Annotated in this window: 12 protein-coding genes; 5 read left to right on the top strand and 7 right to left on the bottom strand. The window is 38.1% G+C overall.

The window, feature by feature from the left end:
• Nucleotides 1-89 precede the first annotated feature (89 nt).
• From MKJ01_RS01430 to speB, 3 genes are all read right to left on the bottom strand, one after another.
• Nucleotides 90-698 (bottom strand): alpha-ketoglutarate-dependent dioxygenase AlkB, encoded by a 609-nt coding sequence (locus MKJ01_RS01430; protein ID WP_241632429.1) that lies wholly within the window; start codon nucleotides 696-698, stop codon nucleotides 90-92.
• 39 nt (nucleotides 699-737) lie between these two features.
• Nucleotides 738-1,598 (bottom strand): methylated-DNA--[protein]-cysteine S-methyltransferase, encoded by an 861-nt coding sequence (locus MKJ01_RS01425; RefSeq protein ID WP_241611168.1) that lies wholly within the window; start codon nucleotides 1,596-1,598, stop codon nucleotides 738-740.
• Nucleotides 1,599-1,665: 67 nt separating this feature from the next.
• A complete protein-coding gene (gene speB, locus MKJ01_RS01420; RefSeq protein ID WP_241611167.1) occupies nucleotides 1,666-2,517 on the bottom strand; it encodes an agmatinase in 852 nt (283 codons plus the stop codon).
• A gap of 176 nt (nucleotides 2,518-2,693) precedes the next feature.
• Here speB and MKJ01_RS01415 point away from each other — a divergent pair, with 176 nt between their 5' ends.
• Nucleotides 2,694-3,353, top strand: a complete 660-nt coding sequence (locus MKJ01_RS01415; RefSeq protein ID WP_241611166.1) for an HAD family phosphatase — start codon at nucleotides 2,694-2,696, stop codon at nucleotides 3,351-3,353.
• A gap of 73 nt (nucleotides 3,354-3,426) precedes the next feature.
• Here the strand turns inward: MKJ01_RS01415 and MKJ01_RS01410 are convergent, their stop codons facing one another.
• From MKJ01_RS01410 to MKJ01_RS01400, 3 genes are all read right to left on the bottom strand, one after another.
• Nucleotides 3,427-4,818, bottom strand: a complete 1,392-nt coding sequence (locus tag MKJ01_RS01410) for a hypothetical protein (protein ID WP_241611165.1) — start codon at nucleotides 4,816-4,818, stop codon at nucleotides 3,427-3,429.
• 273 nt (nucleotides 4,819-5,091) lie between these two features.
• Nucleotides 5,092-5,727: a thiamine diphosphokinase gene (locus tag MKJ01_RS01405; RefSeq protein ID WP_241611163.1), complete on the bottom strand. Its 636-nt coding sequence runs from the start codon at nucleotides 5,725-5,727 to the stop codon at nucleotides 5,092-5,094.
• Nucleotides 5,717-6,286 (bottom strand): cob(I)yrinic acid a,c-diamide adenosyltransferase, encoded by a 570-nt coding sequence (locus MKJ01_RS01400; RefSeq protein ID WP_241611161.1) that lies wholly within the window; start codon nucleotides 6,284-6,286, stop codon nucleotides 5,717-5,719. The genes MKJ01_RS01405 and MKJ01_RS01400 overlap by 11 nt, the downstream gene beginning before the upstream one ends.
• 662 nt (nucleotides 6,287-6,948) lie before the next feature.
• On the opposite strand from MKJ01_RS01400, the gene MKJ01_RS01395 reads away from it, so the two are divergent.
• The 4 genes from MKJ01_RS01395 (at nucleotide 6,949) to MKJ01_RS01380 (ending at nucleotide 14,185) form a co-directional block, all read left to right on the top strand.
• On the top strand, nucleotides 6,949-8,463 hold the full coding sequence (locus tag MKJ01_RS01395) for a retron St85 family RNA-directed DNA polymerase (protein ID WP_241611159.1): 1,515 nt from the start codon (nucleotides 6,949-6,951) through the stop codon (nucleotides 8,461-8,463).
• Between the two features lie 45 nt (nucleotides 8,464-8,508).
• Nucleotides 8,509-11,853: a WGR domain-containing protein gene (locus MKJ01_RS01390; protein ID WP_241611158.1), complete on the top strand. Its 3,345-nt coding sequence runs from the start codon at nucleotides 8,509-8,511 to the stop codon at nucleotides 11,851-11,853.
• Nucleotides 11,854-11,856: 3 nt separating this feature from the next.
• Nucleotides 11,857-13,494: an SWIM zinc finger family protein gene (locus MKJ01_RS01385; protein ID WP_241611157.1), complete on the top strand. Its 1,638-nt coding sequence runs from the start codon at nucleotides 11,857-11,859 to the stop codon at nucleotides 13,492-13,494.
• A gap of 199 nt (nucleotides 13,495-13,693) precedes the next feature.
• The gene (locus tag MKJ01_RS01380) at nucleotides 13,694-14,185 is read left to right on the top strand and encodes a DinB family protein (RefSeq protein ID WP_241611156.1); all 492 of its coding nucleotides are present in this window, start codon (nucleotides 13,694-13,696) and stop codon (nucleotides 14,183-14,185) included.
• Nucleotides 14,186-14,246: 61 nt separating this feature from the next.
• Here MKJ01_RS01380 and MKJ01_RS01375 read toward each other — a convergent pair whose 3' ends face one another.
• Nucleotides 14,247-15,350, bottom strand: coding sequence for a linear amide C-N hydrolase (locus MKJ01_RS01375; RefSeq protein WP_241611155.1), 1,104 nt, complete (start codon nucleotides 15,348-15,350; stop codon nucleotides 14,247-14,249).
• Nucleotides 15,351-15,364 lie beyond the last annotated feature (14 nt).

The raw sequence follows: 15,364 nt of genomic DNA, 5'->3' as shown, positions 1-15,364 counted from the left end.
TGCAACTCTAAGATAGCTTTTTTAGAGATAATCTCAACAAAAAATTGAGGCTGACCAAACTTTTTGGACAGCCTCTTTTATTTTGGAAATTATTCTTCAATCGTTCTGAAGGTGAGATTGATCCTTGGGGTTTTCACTTTTGTAGTCGGCGGCAGCCGGTGCAGCCAATGATCTTGTGTTTCGCCTTTCATGACCAGCAAGCTTCCGTTTTCTAAAAACAGTTCTATTTTCTCTTGAGTCGCTTTATGTTTGAACAGAAACTTCCTTTCCGCCCCGAATGTCATAGAAGCAATGGCACCATGTTTTTTCAGATCTTTTTCGCCGTCGCTGTGATAGGCCATCCCTTCGCTTCCGTCATGGTATAAGTTGAGAAGGCAGGAATTATAGTTTTCACCGGACATTTCTTCACATTTCTGTTTGAGCTCTAATAATTCGGGTGTCCACAGCTTAGCATATTTCGTCCGTTTTGAATAGGTATATTCAAAGGGTTTCTCGCCGAACCATGCCACTTTTCTTTTCGTTATGATCAGTTTTCCGAAAATTATTGCTTCATCATGTTCCCAGGGAATTTGGTTCAGTAAATAATCATAATAAAAATCGGACTTTTCCTTAGAAAAAACTTTCCCATAATAATGAACGGTGCCGTCTTTGGGAAGAAGATTAAGCGGATGATCTGATATATCTTCGAAAAGGTTCATCATTACTTTCGGTTTAAAATTATAAGTCTGAATAAAGTTTTATGGCAAAATAGAATTTTCAGAATACACCCATGCACTTTCCCATCCCACAATCAGTTGCTTTCTGTCGCTACCCCACCGGTAACCTCCAAGTTTTCCTGATGACTGGATTACCCGGTGACAGGGAATTAAAAAGGCTACCGGATTGCTTCCAATGGCTGTCCCCACAGCTCGTGAAGCCTTGTCATGTCCTATTTTCCCGGCTAAACTCCCGTACGTTGACAATTTTCCCATGGGAATGGACAGAAGACTTTCCCAGACTTTCAGTTGAAAATCTGTTCCTTTTAAATGTAATTTAATGGTATTGAGTTGGGTCCAGTCTTTATCGAAAATGGACAACGCGTTTTTCTGAAGCTCGTCCTGCTTTTCAAAAAAAACAGCGTTGGGAAATTTACGCTTTAAATCTCCCAATGCTGTTTCTGTATCATTCTCAAAAGCCATGTAGCAAATTCCTTTTTCCGTGGAAGCGGTAATGACATTTCCGAAAGGACTTCCGGAAAAACTGTAATTGATGCTCAGGCTTTTTCCTCCGTTTTTATATTCTGCCGGAGACATCCCTTCAATTTTTACGAACAGATCATGCAGTCTGCTTGTACTCGAAAGTCCTGTCTCGTAAGCCGTATCGAATAAGTTTGTTTTTTCTTCCTTCAATAAACCTTTCGCATGTTCAAGACTGATGAACTGCAAAAATTTTTTAGGACTTGTTCCTGCCCAGTCAGAAAACATCTTCTGGAAATGAGCCGGACTCAAATTAATTTTTTCTGCCACTTCATCCAAACCCGGCTGAAGCCTGAAATTACTCCGGATATATTCTATCGCTTTGGCTATCCTTTCATAATCGATCTTATCTTGTATAGACATACATTCTGTTTTACCTTACAAATTTCCACAGAATTTCTGACAGAAAAAATCCGAATCCTGCGAAGTTTTAATCCCGGTTAATGTGATAATAAGCAAGCATTTTATAATATAATTTAGCCGCCAGGAATGCACTTGGTTTTGAGTAGGCAGAATCCATCAGTTCAACAATATCGAAAGCGACAACATTACATTTTTCGAAAACTTTTCTTAGCAGTTCCAGAGTCGGATACCATTGTAAGCCGCCCGGTTCAGGAGTTCCTGTTGACGGAGCAATAGAAGGATCGAACGCATCAAGGTCAATGGTGATATACACATTTCCTGAAACCTGTTCCAATACGTCATTCACCCAGTTTTCATTATTAGCAATCTCGTGGGCAAAAAACACTCTTCCTTCCGGTAAATATTCCGCTTCTTCAATATCCATGGAACGGATTCCCACCTGTACCAGATTATGCTTTTGGTTCGCTTCAAATACGGCACAGGCATGGTTGGAAGCAGATCCGTGGAATTCAGGACGAAGATCGGTATGAGCATCCAGCTGAAGAACCGTCAGGTTCTCATATTTTTCCCCAACTGCACGGATTGACCCGATAGAAACCGAATGCTCTCCGCCAAAAAGGGTAAATAGCTTGTCTGTTGCCAAAAGCTCTTTTGTTTTCTGATATACGGCTTCCGTCATCGCTTCCGGTGAAGAATTTTCAGAAACTTCTCCAGCCATATAAACACCTTCCAGGTAAGGCTCAGTCTGAGTTTCAATATCGTAAAGCTCCATGTTTTCAGAAGCATCCAAGAATAATTCAGGGCCTCTATCAGCTCCTTTCCCCCAGGTCGAGGTTCCGTCATAGGGAACAGTGACCAAAACTACTTTCGAGTTCTCCAATGATGCATTTTCTTCAGGAATTCCTGCGTATGTTTTCATATATAATTATTAATTAAAAATTAAATGATTGAAAGATTAATAGATTTCACAAAGATACAAAATACTCTCTGAGTTATAAATAACGAGTGATGCGTTATGAATTTTTAACTGTATTCTCATTTTAAATACTTTAATCTTTACATTTTAAAAACTATTTTTGTTTAAAATTTAATTTTATGTCATTAAAAGCTGTGCTGTTCGATATGGATGGCGTTATTGTGGACACAGAACCCTTGCACAGAAAAGCCTATTTTAAAACGTTTGAGGATTTGGGAATCCAGGTTTCGGAAGGAATGTACACTTCTTTTACCGGTGCTTCTACTAAAAGAGTCTGCGAAACCCTGATCAACGAGTTTAACCTCAGCCAGACCCGCGAAAATATTGCTTCAATCAAACGGAATTATTTTAAAGATTGTTTTTATAATGATAATGAATTTGATTTAATTCCCGGAGTAAGAGAACTGATTCAACACTACTATGAAAACGGAATCACTTTAATTTTAGCTTCTTCTGCCACGATGACGACCATCAATATGGTGTTTGAAAAATTCGGGCTTGAACAATACTTCAAAGGAAAAATAAGCGGTGCCGATTTAAAGGAATCCAAACCTCATCCTGAAGTTTTTCTGCTGGCTGCGGAAATGGCCGGCGAACCTGCAGAAAACTGCATGGTCATTGAAGATTCCACCAACGGGATCCTGGCAGCGCACCGGGCTCATATTTTCTGTGCGGCTTACAGAAGTCCGCATTCCAAAAATCAGGACTATACTCTGGCAGACACGGTAGTTTCGGATTATACGGAACTGGAGCTGGATAAGATTTCAAAATATTTTTAAATAATAAAGCTCTCAACATTGAGAGCTTTATCTATTTTATAAAGGCTAAGCCTAAATTTTAATGTGGTATCTATTAATATCCTAAAAGCTTCAGTACATCCTGTGGTTCCTGTTTTTCACGGAAAATTTCGTATTGCAATTCACCGTTTTCATCTTTCTGGATTAGGATATGTCTCGGCTGAGGCATCAGGCAGTGATGAACTCCACCATAACCTCCGATGGTTTCCTGATACGCTCCTGTATGGAAAAAACCGATATAAAGAGGTTTTGTATCACTGAAAACCGGCAGGTAGATCGCATTGGTATGCTGTTCGGAATTATAATAATCATCTGAATCACAAGTCAATCCGCCTAAGAAAACCCTTTCGTAGGTATCATCCCAACGGTTTAGCGGAAGCATGATAAAGTGTCTGGAAATCGCCCAGGTATCAGGAAGCGTAGTCATGAATGAGGAATCGATCATATTCCATTTTTCCCTGTCGTTCTGACGTTTCTGAGAAATAATTTTATAAATATTCGCACCGCTTTCCCCAACGGTAAAGCTTCCGAATTCCGTGTAAATATTAGGTTCTTCCACACCTTCCTCTTCGCAGAACTTCTTGATCTGGGAAACAATTTCCTCTACCATATACTGATAGTCGTAATCAAACTGTAAAGATGTTTTAATTGGAAAACCGCCACCGATATTCAGTGAATTTACTTCCGGAGCAATTTTTTTCAAACGTGCGTACACACGGAGACATTTGTAAAGTTCATTCCAGTAATACGCCGTATCCTTGATTCCTGTATTAATGAAAAAGTGAAGCATTTTCAGCCTTGCATTCGGGTGTTCCGCTATTTTCTGGCTGTAATAAGGAATAATATCTTTATATCCGATTCCTAGCCTTGAGGTATAGAATTCAAATTTAGGTTCTTCCTCAGAAGCAATCCTGATTCCGATATCGAAAGTAGTATCAATGCTTTCTGTAAGTTTATCAAGCTCGCGGTAATTATCTAGAATAGGAGTAATATTTTCAAACCCGCTGTTGATCATATCGGAAATTTTTGCCAGGTAATCATCTGTTTTGAATCCGTTGCATATCACCTCGATATTTTTGTCAACTTTACCTTTATGATAAAGCGCTTTTACAATATCCATATCGTAGGCCGAAGACGTTTCCATAGAAATATCGTTCTTCAGCGCTTCTTCAATCACAAAATTAAAATGGCTGGATTTCGTGCAGTAGCAGTATCTGTAATTCTTTTTATAGTCGGTTTTCTCAAAAGCTTCTTTAAACCAGCTTTTTGCTTTCTGAATATTCTGAGAAATTTTCGGGAGGTAACTTACCTTTAAAGGGGTTCCAAACTTTTCAACAACATCCATCAGAGGAATATCGTGAAACAACAAATTGTTTTCAGAAACATTGAATTCTTCTGTCGGGAAATACAATGTCTGATCAATAAGTTCCGAGTATTTTATTTTCATTTCTAAACAAGTGAATTAAGAATACAAAATTGCTAAAAAAGATTGGTTTTTAACGTTAAATCTATTATAAATTTCTATCCTTACCACATGATAAAATCACGGAATGAGCAATAACAAAGTTCTCATATCATTATATTCCAAAATCTCAATATCTTTTAAATATAACCCTCTGTTAAACAGATATTTTTAATCATTTTATAAAATCAGTATACGATTAAACGGCTTTAACCACCTTCCTTTTCAGGAACGGATATTGATAAAAAATTTAAATCACTATAAATTATCGCTTTTTTTACCAATAAAAATCAGCAGGTCTCCTTTTTCATATTCCACGGAAACTTCATCATCAATAGCAAAATTCCTGGTCCCGATTCTCGAGGTCATACTTAAATTTCCGTTAGTAAGCGGCCAGTTCAGGCCTTTTGTAGTAATATTTTCAACCATCGGGAAGGGATATAAGGAAACCATTTTACCTTTAATATCTTTTACCGTAAATTTTTTCGGGATAAAATAATATTCAGAGAATGCATCATAAAACCGGATGCTCACTTCATCTTTGAACCCGAAAGCTACAGTAAGATTCCCTAAAAAATGGTCCTGTTCGCCTCCGCTTCCTCCTAACACATCAACCTGAACAAAACCTTTTCCTGTAATAATCTCCAGGGCTTTCTGAAAATCCGTTTTGTCCTGGTCCGGCGTATAAATGAATTTTTCATCATACACATCATCATCCTTACCGGAGTGTGAATCAAAATCACCTGAAATAAAATCCAGTTTATCCAGTGGAAAATTCAAATTTTTAAGATAATGGAAAGCACCGTCTGTACAGGCGATCAAGCCATATTCTTCAAGGCTTGGGAAAGATGCGGGAGGATCTCCATTAATGAAAAGTAATGCTTTATCTTTCATTCGGATTCCAGTATTCTTCCGGTTCGTTGTTGAGTTTTGAAATATATCTTGCCAGAACAAACAGATAGTCTGAAAGCCTGTTCAGGTATTTAATGAGTTCCGGGCGGACTTCTTCTGATTCATTTAAGAATACAAGAGAACGTTCTGCCCTTCTGCAGATGGTTCTTGCCGCATGTAAAAAAGTTGCTGCCTGTCCGCCACCGGGAAGAATGAAATACTGCAACGGTTCCAGCTGCTCTTCAAAAGCATCCATCCAGTTTTCCAGTTCTTCGATTTCAGTCTCAGAAATAATTACAAGGAGACGGGATTTTCCATTCGCCAGCATCAGCTTATCAACCGGCGTAGCCGCTTCAGATCCCACCGTAAATAAATCAAACTGAATTTGCTTCAATTGCTTAAGCACTTCTTCGTCGCTGATATGGCTTTTTGCTATTCCGATGAAGGTATTCAACTCGTCTATATTGCCATAGCTGTCCACTCTTGCACTGGCCTTTGAAACCCTGGTTCCGCCGTATAATACAGTCTGGCCCTTATCTCCTGTTTTGGTATAAATTTTCATAGGACTAAATTACTTTTTTATCATAAAGCTGACAAGTTATTTTGTTAAGCCTATTTTCAGTTAAAATTCAAAATAAATTCCTTTCGAGCTTTAATATTTATGTTTGCTAATCTATTGTTTATAAGTTCTGAGCCTATTTAAACACAGATGTAGTCGGACTGCGTAGATGATTATTTTTTGAGACTTAGTTAGATTTTCTTTGTTTCAAAAATATTTTTTAATAACTCAATTTAAGGAAGGTTGCCTATCTAAATCTAAAAACTATATTTTTAAATGATCCTGATTTAGTTAAAATATAATGGATATCATTAAATATTTAATCCTGAACTTTTTACTTCCGTTAATAGAAATAAATAATTAAATGATATTGGGTACCATGATATTTTTTAATATATTTGGAATAGATAGATCCTTGCTTTTCTTTTTAAGAAATGATGATGTTTCGTCATCGATGGAAAATTGCTTAGCATACTGCACTACATACTATCTTTATGGTGAAATTGGTACTAGTGCGTGCCTTTTCAGTTCATTTTCCGGGAAAATAAAGGTACGCACTAGTACCCATTTCTGGAGTTGATAGATATAGTCCTTAGAAGATACGAAGGTATATCAGAACAAAGCCCTATTTACCGGTAGGGCTTTTTATTTAAAAAAAACACCAAATGTCACAAAATCTTAGCAGACAACAGATTTATGACCGTATAAAAGAATCCTCCAAAGACAGTTATATTCTGGAGGAAATGAAAAGACTTGGTTTCTGGCAGGAAACTTCCACGCCTTCCCTGCCCGAACAGCTGATCAAAAGAGAAGCCGTTCTACAGCAGGAACTGCAGGAATTATTGGCAAAAGACAGAAAATACGGCAATCAGGAAGCCATGCTTCGCGAAATGCGCAAACAACGTATGCAGGAAGCAAAAGCCAAAAGGGAAATAACCAAACAAAAAAGCGAAAAAAAACAACAGGAAAAAGCTGATTACTGGAAGAATTTACAGCAGCAGCAAATCATTTACCTTGGAGAAAATGTTTCGAAAGGCCTTCATAAAAGCGATTCAGATACAGCAAAACTGCTTCAGTTTTCTCTTCCTGTTTTTGAAAATGTCTTGGATTTCAGTCAAAAATCAGGTTTCAGCCTTTCAGTGATCAAATACCTGGCTTTTCACAGGAATGTTTCAAAAAAATCTCATTACCACGTTTTTGAAATTCCAAAAAAATCGGGTGGAAAAAGAAAAATTTCTGCTCCGAAACCTCAATTGAGATATTTACAGCATTGGATTTTGGAAAATATATTAAATAAAATCCCTGTGGGAGAAATGGTCCATGGTTTCGCCATAGAAAAATCAATTGTCACTAATGCAGAACCGCATCTTAAAAAAGACATCGTCATCAATATAGACCTTCAGGATTTCTTCCCGTCGATCAGCTATAAAAGAGTGAAAGGCCTGTTTTCAAAACTGGGATATTCCGAACAGCTGTCAACTATCTTTGCATTGGTCTGCACACAGGCTCATACCGAAGAAGTATTGCTCGATAATGTTAAATATTTTGTTCACAAAGGAGAACGGTTTTTGCCACAGGGATCACCTGCCAGTCCTGCCATCAGCAATATTATTACTTACAAACTTGATAAGAGATTACAGGGATTGTCCAAAAAATACGGGTTTACCTATACGCGCTATGCAGATGATCTTACTTTTTCTGCCGCTCAGGATAACGAACATAACATCAATACGCTTTTATACTTCGTAAAACAGGTGATCAATCACGAAGACTTTACGATCCATCCTGATAAACTTCATATCATGAAAAGGAAGCATCAGCAGAAAGTAACGGGAATTGTGGTCAATGAAAAACTGAATGTCGAAAGAAAAAAGCTAAGGAAATTCAGGGCACTTTTACACAATATCGAAGTCAACGGATGGCAAAATCAGACTTGGGGAAAAGCGTTTCATCTCATCAATGCAATTGAAGGTTATATCAATTTTGTGAATATGGTGAATCCGCCCAAAGCGTTGGCTTTCAAAGAAAAACTCAACACGATCATTGCAAAACACGGCAAACCAGTTGTAGAAATCAGAAAAACAGCTCCTGAAATTGCAGAAACAATTAAAGTTTCTGAAGACCAAGAAGAAATTATAACACCAGCAGAAGAAAAAACAGACTGGTGGAATATTTTTTAGCCTGAACCCAACACATACTAGCAACCATCTTAATCAATAAGATAGATGAGAATTATCAAACAGACCAAACTGTTTTTCCACGAAGGAAAATCGGATAAAGTTTACGAAATAGACCTTTGTGAAGTCAATCCCGATGCTTTTATTGTCAATTTCCGTTACGGAAAACGCGGGACGGCATTGAAAGAAGGCAGTAAAACTCCCGAATTTGTCTCCAGGGAAAAAGCGGAAAATATTTTTGACCAACTTGAAAAAGAAAAAAGAAACAAAGGATATCAGTCTGAAATCGAAGTATTTGTAGAACTCCCTTCATTAGACACGGTAAATATGAATTCGGCGGAAGGCGTTATATTGAAACGCCTGGAAGATGCCACACAGGGAATCAACTCCTTCAAAACGGAATGGAAAACTTCCCGCGTGATATGGAAAGCCGCTCAAATGAAAATCAAAGAAGCCATTCCTTACATCCTGAAACTGGCGACAAAAGGTGATGAAATGCAGCTGTATGCTTCCATTTTTGCAATCAGAACCTTAAAAATTACCCAGGCTTCTGAACTTCTTCACAGCATTGCACACAGTACAAGGCACAAACAATATATCAGGAATGTAGCTTTTGATGCGCTTTTGACAATTAACGAAGGCCAGGAACTGGAAAAAACGGTTTCGGAATTATTGGAAATTCTGCCTCCCGAAATAAAGTATGCCATCGATAAAGGCGATTACGGCAGTCTGAAGAAGCATTATTCCGAAAAATTCGAAAAAAAAGAAAAAGCAGACGAACTGGCTTATCTTTATCTTTTATCAAAAGCCTACCCTTCTCTGATTCAGGTCATTGAAGATATTCTAGGGCAGATTTCGTTTGAATCGCCTTATTTCAGGAACATCCGTGCGATTTATAAACTCGCCCGTTTCAGAGATGATGCTCAGGTTTTGGGTATGCTTTCATTTTTGTTTGAAAAGAAAACACCGATGTTCAACAGAACGGCCAGCCTGGACAAAGAAGCATGGAATCAGGACCAGTACTTTTATCAGTTCGGAGATTCCGTTAATGTAAGAAAAGAGCTTTCCGATAATGAAAGCAGGCTTGCATTTTCAAATTTTACCAAACTTTATTTTCAGAAGAACGGGTTTTACTATTTACAAGAATTGGGAAAACAAAATAAAGCAAAAGAATATTTAAGATTTGCAGTCAACGTCCTTATTCAATATTCTGATGCAGATTATACTCCCGAAAACAAAAGGCCCTTAAGCACTTACGGAAGATATGACTGGGAAAGCAGACAATATTATTATACGGTGGTCGATTTCCCTGAATGTTACCAGTCTTTGCTTCTTACAACCTTACTTTTCGGAAATGATAAAAACCGTAAAATGGACTCCAAGCTTCAATTCTATTTCAAAAAAGAAGAATTTTGGAGTACCGATTATTATTATCAGGAAAATAAAGTCAATAAAGTAGAGCCAGGAATCAATGGAAACTCAATTCCTTCCGAAAACCCTTCCGTTAAAAATCAACCGCAGGGAGCTTTAGACAATATTATCAGTACATTTAAAAATATTTTTGGATCAAATAAAGAAAAAGAGGCTGTTCCTCAGCCTAAACAGAAAGAATACAGGATAAAGCCTCATCCAGAACCGTCAAGACCTCAATTGTATCCCGGATTCTGGGACGAAATGCCCGAAGCTTATATTCAGCTTTTGATGCAGGCAAAAATGGATCTGGTCATGAAGTTTGCTTACGAAAATGTTTCCGTTCATGGGGATTACGAAGATTTGCTGCACAAAATAGAGCCTGAAATGATGATCCGGCTGCTCTCCAAATCTTCAAAATATCCCCAGAATTTAGGTTTTGATGCTTTGAAAAAAAGACAGGAAGAATTAAAGCAAAATGAAATTTTTGTGGCACAAATTTTAATTTCCGAAAACGAAGAAGCAAGAAACTGGGCAAAAACAACCATCGAAGACAACACACAACATTTTCTTTCTTCCACAGAATTCATCACGATTCTGGTGATGAACTCACGAAAAGAATCCAATGAATTTATCAATCATTTACTTCAGAAAGCATCTTTGCCGGAAGATCAGCAAAAAGCCGTGCTTGGAAAAGTAATTATAGAACTAATTTCTCTGGAAAATAATGAAGAAAATAACAAAATTGCAGAATCTGCCACAAAAAAACTTAAGATAACGGCTTTCTCTAACTTTTCAGAGATCAGTTGGGAAATTATCGCCCAATTACTGACTTCCCCGTTGAATAATAACCGGTTTCTGGCAAGTGAAATTCTGCTTTCCAAATCCCAAAAATACCCCGTAACGGAAACTCCTCTTTCCATTATTGAATTGTTGTTAAACAACGAAAACGAATCCATCAGGCAAAACGGGATCAGTCTTTTAAATCAATATCCGAAAGAAGAAATTGCGAAAAACTGGCAGGAAGTTCTCAGACTGCTTTCTTCCGGTTACAAAGAAGTAGCAGAAAACATACTTTCTCTGAACGATCGGTTTGAATCTCCATCTGAAATTCAGATGCAAACCATTGAAAAGCTGTTTGAGGTATTGATGACCGGGCAAAAATTTGAAAACTCCCATCAGCTATTCAGAGAGTATCTCGAAAAAACAGCTCCGAAATATAGTACCGATATCCCTGTAAAACGGATCATCAGATTACTCTTTGCCAACAGTGTGAAAAACCAGCTTTTCGGCTTCGAACTCCTTAAAAAGGTAAATGATGACAGCAGATTTACTTTGAAACAGGTAATTTCTCTGGCCAGCCACGAATTTCTGGCAGTAAGGCAATGGTCATGGAATTTTTATAAAAATAATGTCCCAAAAATCAAATCGGACCGTAACCATGCCCTGGGAATTCTGGATGCCAAATGGGATGACAGCCGGGAATTTGCCTTTCATTTTTTCCAGACCGAATTCAAAGACGAAGACTGGGATACGGATTGTCTGGTCGGAATTGTGGATTCAGTGCGTCCTGATGTGGAAAATTTCGGCAAAAACCTCATCATGAAATTCTTCAAAAAAGAACACGGATTGGAATACCTTACCAAACTGAGCCAGCATCCGAGTCAGAACATCCAGCTTTTCGTGACCTCCTATCTTGAAGAATATGCAACAGACAATCCTGAAAAACTTAAGGAATTGGAGTTTTATTTCCGTTCCGTGCTTTCAAGGGTAAACAAAGCGAGAACTGCCAAAAACCGGATTTTCATTTTTCTGGAAAAAGAAGGAAGAAAAAATACGGAATCAGCGGAAACCGTCAGTAAAATTTTAGACGATTTATCGGCAACTACAGCACTTCAGGATAAGGCAAAGTGCATCAATATCATTTCCGACCTGAAAATGATCTATCCCCAACTGAATGTTCATCTCAAACTAATCTCTTAAGCCATGCTATTCGATTATAAATTTCATAAAGATACAGCCGTTACAAACTCTGCCACGAGCACGCAAATGAGCTTCTCACCTGATCTGAAAAGAGATCCTACATTTTTTGTAGGTAAACTCAATAAAAGGATTCCTTTCAGGGAAGCCATTTCGGCATTGCATGACGTGGTGGTTTCCGATCTCTGTTTCAAGCCGAAAGACAAAACCGAATACAAGGAATGGGTCGCTGAACAGGAAAAACTCTGGCTCAGCGACTACATGGCAGAATTCCAGATAGAGGAAGTCCGACAGAGAATGGCCGAAGTGAGAGGGGAACTTGGCCTGGTGTATAAAGAAAAAAACCGGGTATTAGGTCCTTTCAATACCGCTAAAAAGACTTATTTCGATTACCTGTACCAAAAAGACAAAGATGCCTGGTTTGTTCTCGATCCTGTCATTACGGTTCATCCTGATGAGGTTTTCTTTGAATGCTTTAGCCAGGACGAATCCACTTACGGAAAATTGAGCAGCAGTTATAATGTTTTCACGGAAATCAGTGAATTCAAGTGTGGGACGACCAATATTGATTATTCGGCTGCGCTTTACAATGAATTCCAAAAAATAAGAGACTATAAAGACACGGAATTTAAAATTGACCCTTCAGGTTTTGAGGCGATTACCACAAACGAAGAAGTGTACAAGGAAGAAAAAATAGATTTGCCCGATTCCTGGGTTCGCGGATTTTTACAGGTGAGTTCTGCAATGACTTTACCGGCAACGACTTTCGATCTTCATCCGATGGATATTTTCAGTATTTGTCAGTTTCTAAGGAGATTTAAGGAAAAAAAAGGACCGAGGGCACTGCGTTTTATTCTTGAGCCCGGAAAACCGGTTCAGGCAGTTTTTGAGCCGTGGTACGAGACATTAACTTTTCACCGTTCCATTTATAAAGGACCGGAAAGTAAAACGATCAGGATTTGGGGGAGAAGAAGGTTGTTGATTCTGGAAAGATTGATTCCTATTGCCAAAAATTTCAGGGTGGTTTTATTAGGAAACGGAATGCCTTCATTTTATATTGCGGATCTGGGAGATATGTCCTTTACTCTGGGACTTTCAGGATGGACCACCAATGATTGGAGCAGGGCAGGAAATTTTGATCTGATGGCTCCGAGAAGCCATGTGGATTTACTGACTCAGGAAAAAGTTTTCAATGCCTTAAAGGAAACATGGTTCGGAACCACTGCTGAACTTTCAAGAAAACTGAATCTCGATACCGCTGCCATTTCATCTTCGCTGACATCTTATACCCAAGCGGGAAGAGTAATTTATGATCTCAATTCGGGATTGTACAGAGTCCGCGAACTGACCCAGGAACCTTTGGACATGAAGCAGCTCCGTTTTTCGAGTCCGCAGGAGGAGAAAGCGGATCAGCTGATTTCGGAAGGCAAAGTGAAAATTGATTACAGTGTGAAAAATGATGTTCTCCATATCCGCGGAACGGTAAAAGAAAATAATTCCACTTACAAAACGGAAGCTTATATCGATAAGGACCAACGATTGACCGACGGAAATTGTCAATGCGGTTTTTACAAAACCAATGGTTTAAAGCAAGGTCCCTGCGAGCATATTCTGGCAACCCGGATGATGCTTAACAGGAAGTAATATTAGAATTTCTACACAAGGATATTAAGCGATATTTATTTTTGTTTGCTAATGATTTAGTAATGCCAGCAGTATAAAAGAGTTCTGGATTTGTATATTTTAAAGTAAATAATTTTAAGTGTTGAAAATCCTGCTGACAAACTGTTGTCACACTCCTGTTTTACCTTTGTCTCAACAATAACAAACAACATTAAAAATTATGACAACTACAGCAATCAACACAAAAAAATTTATGACTTCCGAACAAATCCTGGAACATTGGCAGGGACACAGAAATCTTACCCGAAGAGTAATCGAAGCTTTTCCCGAAAAAGAACTTTTTGAATTTTCAATTGGAAAAATGAGGCCTTTCTCGAAACTTGCCCTTGAACTGATCAGCATAGGCGGACCCGGGTTAAAAGGTATTGTTGAGAAAAATACGGAAGCCTATAATGAAGAAGCATTCAATCCGAAAACAAAAGAAGAACTTCTGAAGAAATGGGATGAAGAAACCGAAACCATTAACAATTATTTTACACAGATTTCAGAAGAGCGTTTCCAGGAAAGCTTTAATTTGTTCGGGCAGTATGAATTTCCGGTTTATCAGAATATCCTCTATTTTGTAGATAATGAAGTTCATCACCGCGGACAGGGATATGTGTACCTGCGGGCATTGGGGATTGAAACGCCTTTCTTCTGGGAGAGATTTTAAGATGGACAGCATTAAAAAAAAGAGCTTTCAGGATTTTCCGAAAGCTCTTCTTTATTATTATTTATTCAGGAAGAATATTTTTAAAGAATCTGATGAGGTTGCCTTTAAGCTTTGTAAACATTTCCGAAGTTCCGAACTCTTTATTGTCGTAGCCGATCGGGAATCCTTTTTCCACATATTCGTTGTTTTTACTCAATGTTAAGATTTTAAAATCTTTATTGACTTCTCCCAGGCTTTCAGTATGAATATCTAAGAATTTCACCGAAGAATTTTTAGAAAAATCCAGTTTTTTAATATCAATTGTTTTTACTTCTTTTTTTAAATCTGAACGGAAAGTGAGGTTCATATTTTTTAGGTCAATAACGGTCTGCCATTCTCCGGGATGAATCGAGTTCAGAATATTCCATGCATAATTTACAGGCTTCCGATCGTACTTATAATTTTTCAGCATATAATAAGCACGGTTGTAACGGTCTTCCCATTTTCCCTGATTTGCGAAATCAAACTTTTCGTCACCACCTAAAAAATCGAATTTCTGAGCCCCCGCAAAATCTTTTTCATATTGATTATTACACAAAATCGGCATCGGCATATCTTTATCGGTCAGTACTTTATACTTCCCGTCAAGCAGAGCAATAGTAGCTGTATTTCCTGCAGCATCGCTCAAAAAGAAATGGCTTCCGGCTGCATTTGGCCACCAGTCGATGTTGGGACCTTCATTCAGATGATCTACCACTTCCTTTACTGATTTATAATGATCCAGCTGGTATTGAATCCATTGTGCCCAGAACATATTCGGTTGGGAAGGGTTTTTAACTTTTGAAGTTTCTTCCAGGTAAAGTTCTACCAGGAAAAGCCCTTTTTCATTAACGCCATAGCACGGAAAATCATAACCCAGAAGATTAAAGCTTACAGAACCGTATTTTGAGATCCATTCCTTTTGGTACTTTGAATTGTCGGTCGTCAGGTTTTCCCAGCTGATATTCCTCTTCTGCACATCACGCTTATTCACTACAATCATTCCAGGCATCGTTTTCCAGTTTTCATTAAAACCGACTACGCAATAGTCTTTCCCTTTCAACAGAAAAGCAGAACAGGCAGAAACAGCCGTTGAATACATAATGACACTTAGTAACAGGCAACGTAAAAGTAAAAACTTCATCATTTTGAATAAATATT

This window comes from Chryseobacterium sp. SSA4.19, from assembly GCF_022601875.1.
Lineage (GTDB): Bacteria > Bacteroidota > Bacteroidia > Flavobacteriales > Weeksellaceae > Chryseobacterium.
Note: the sequence above shows the minus strand (reverse complement) of the source record. Positions and strands in the feature narration are given on the sequence as shown.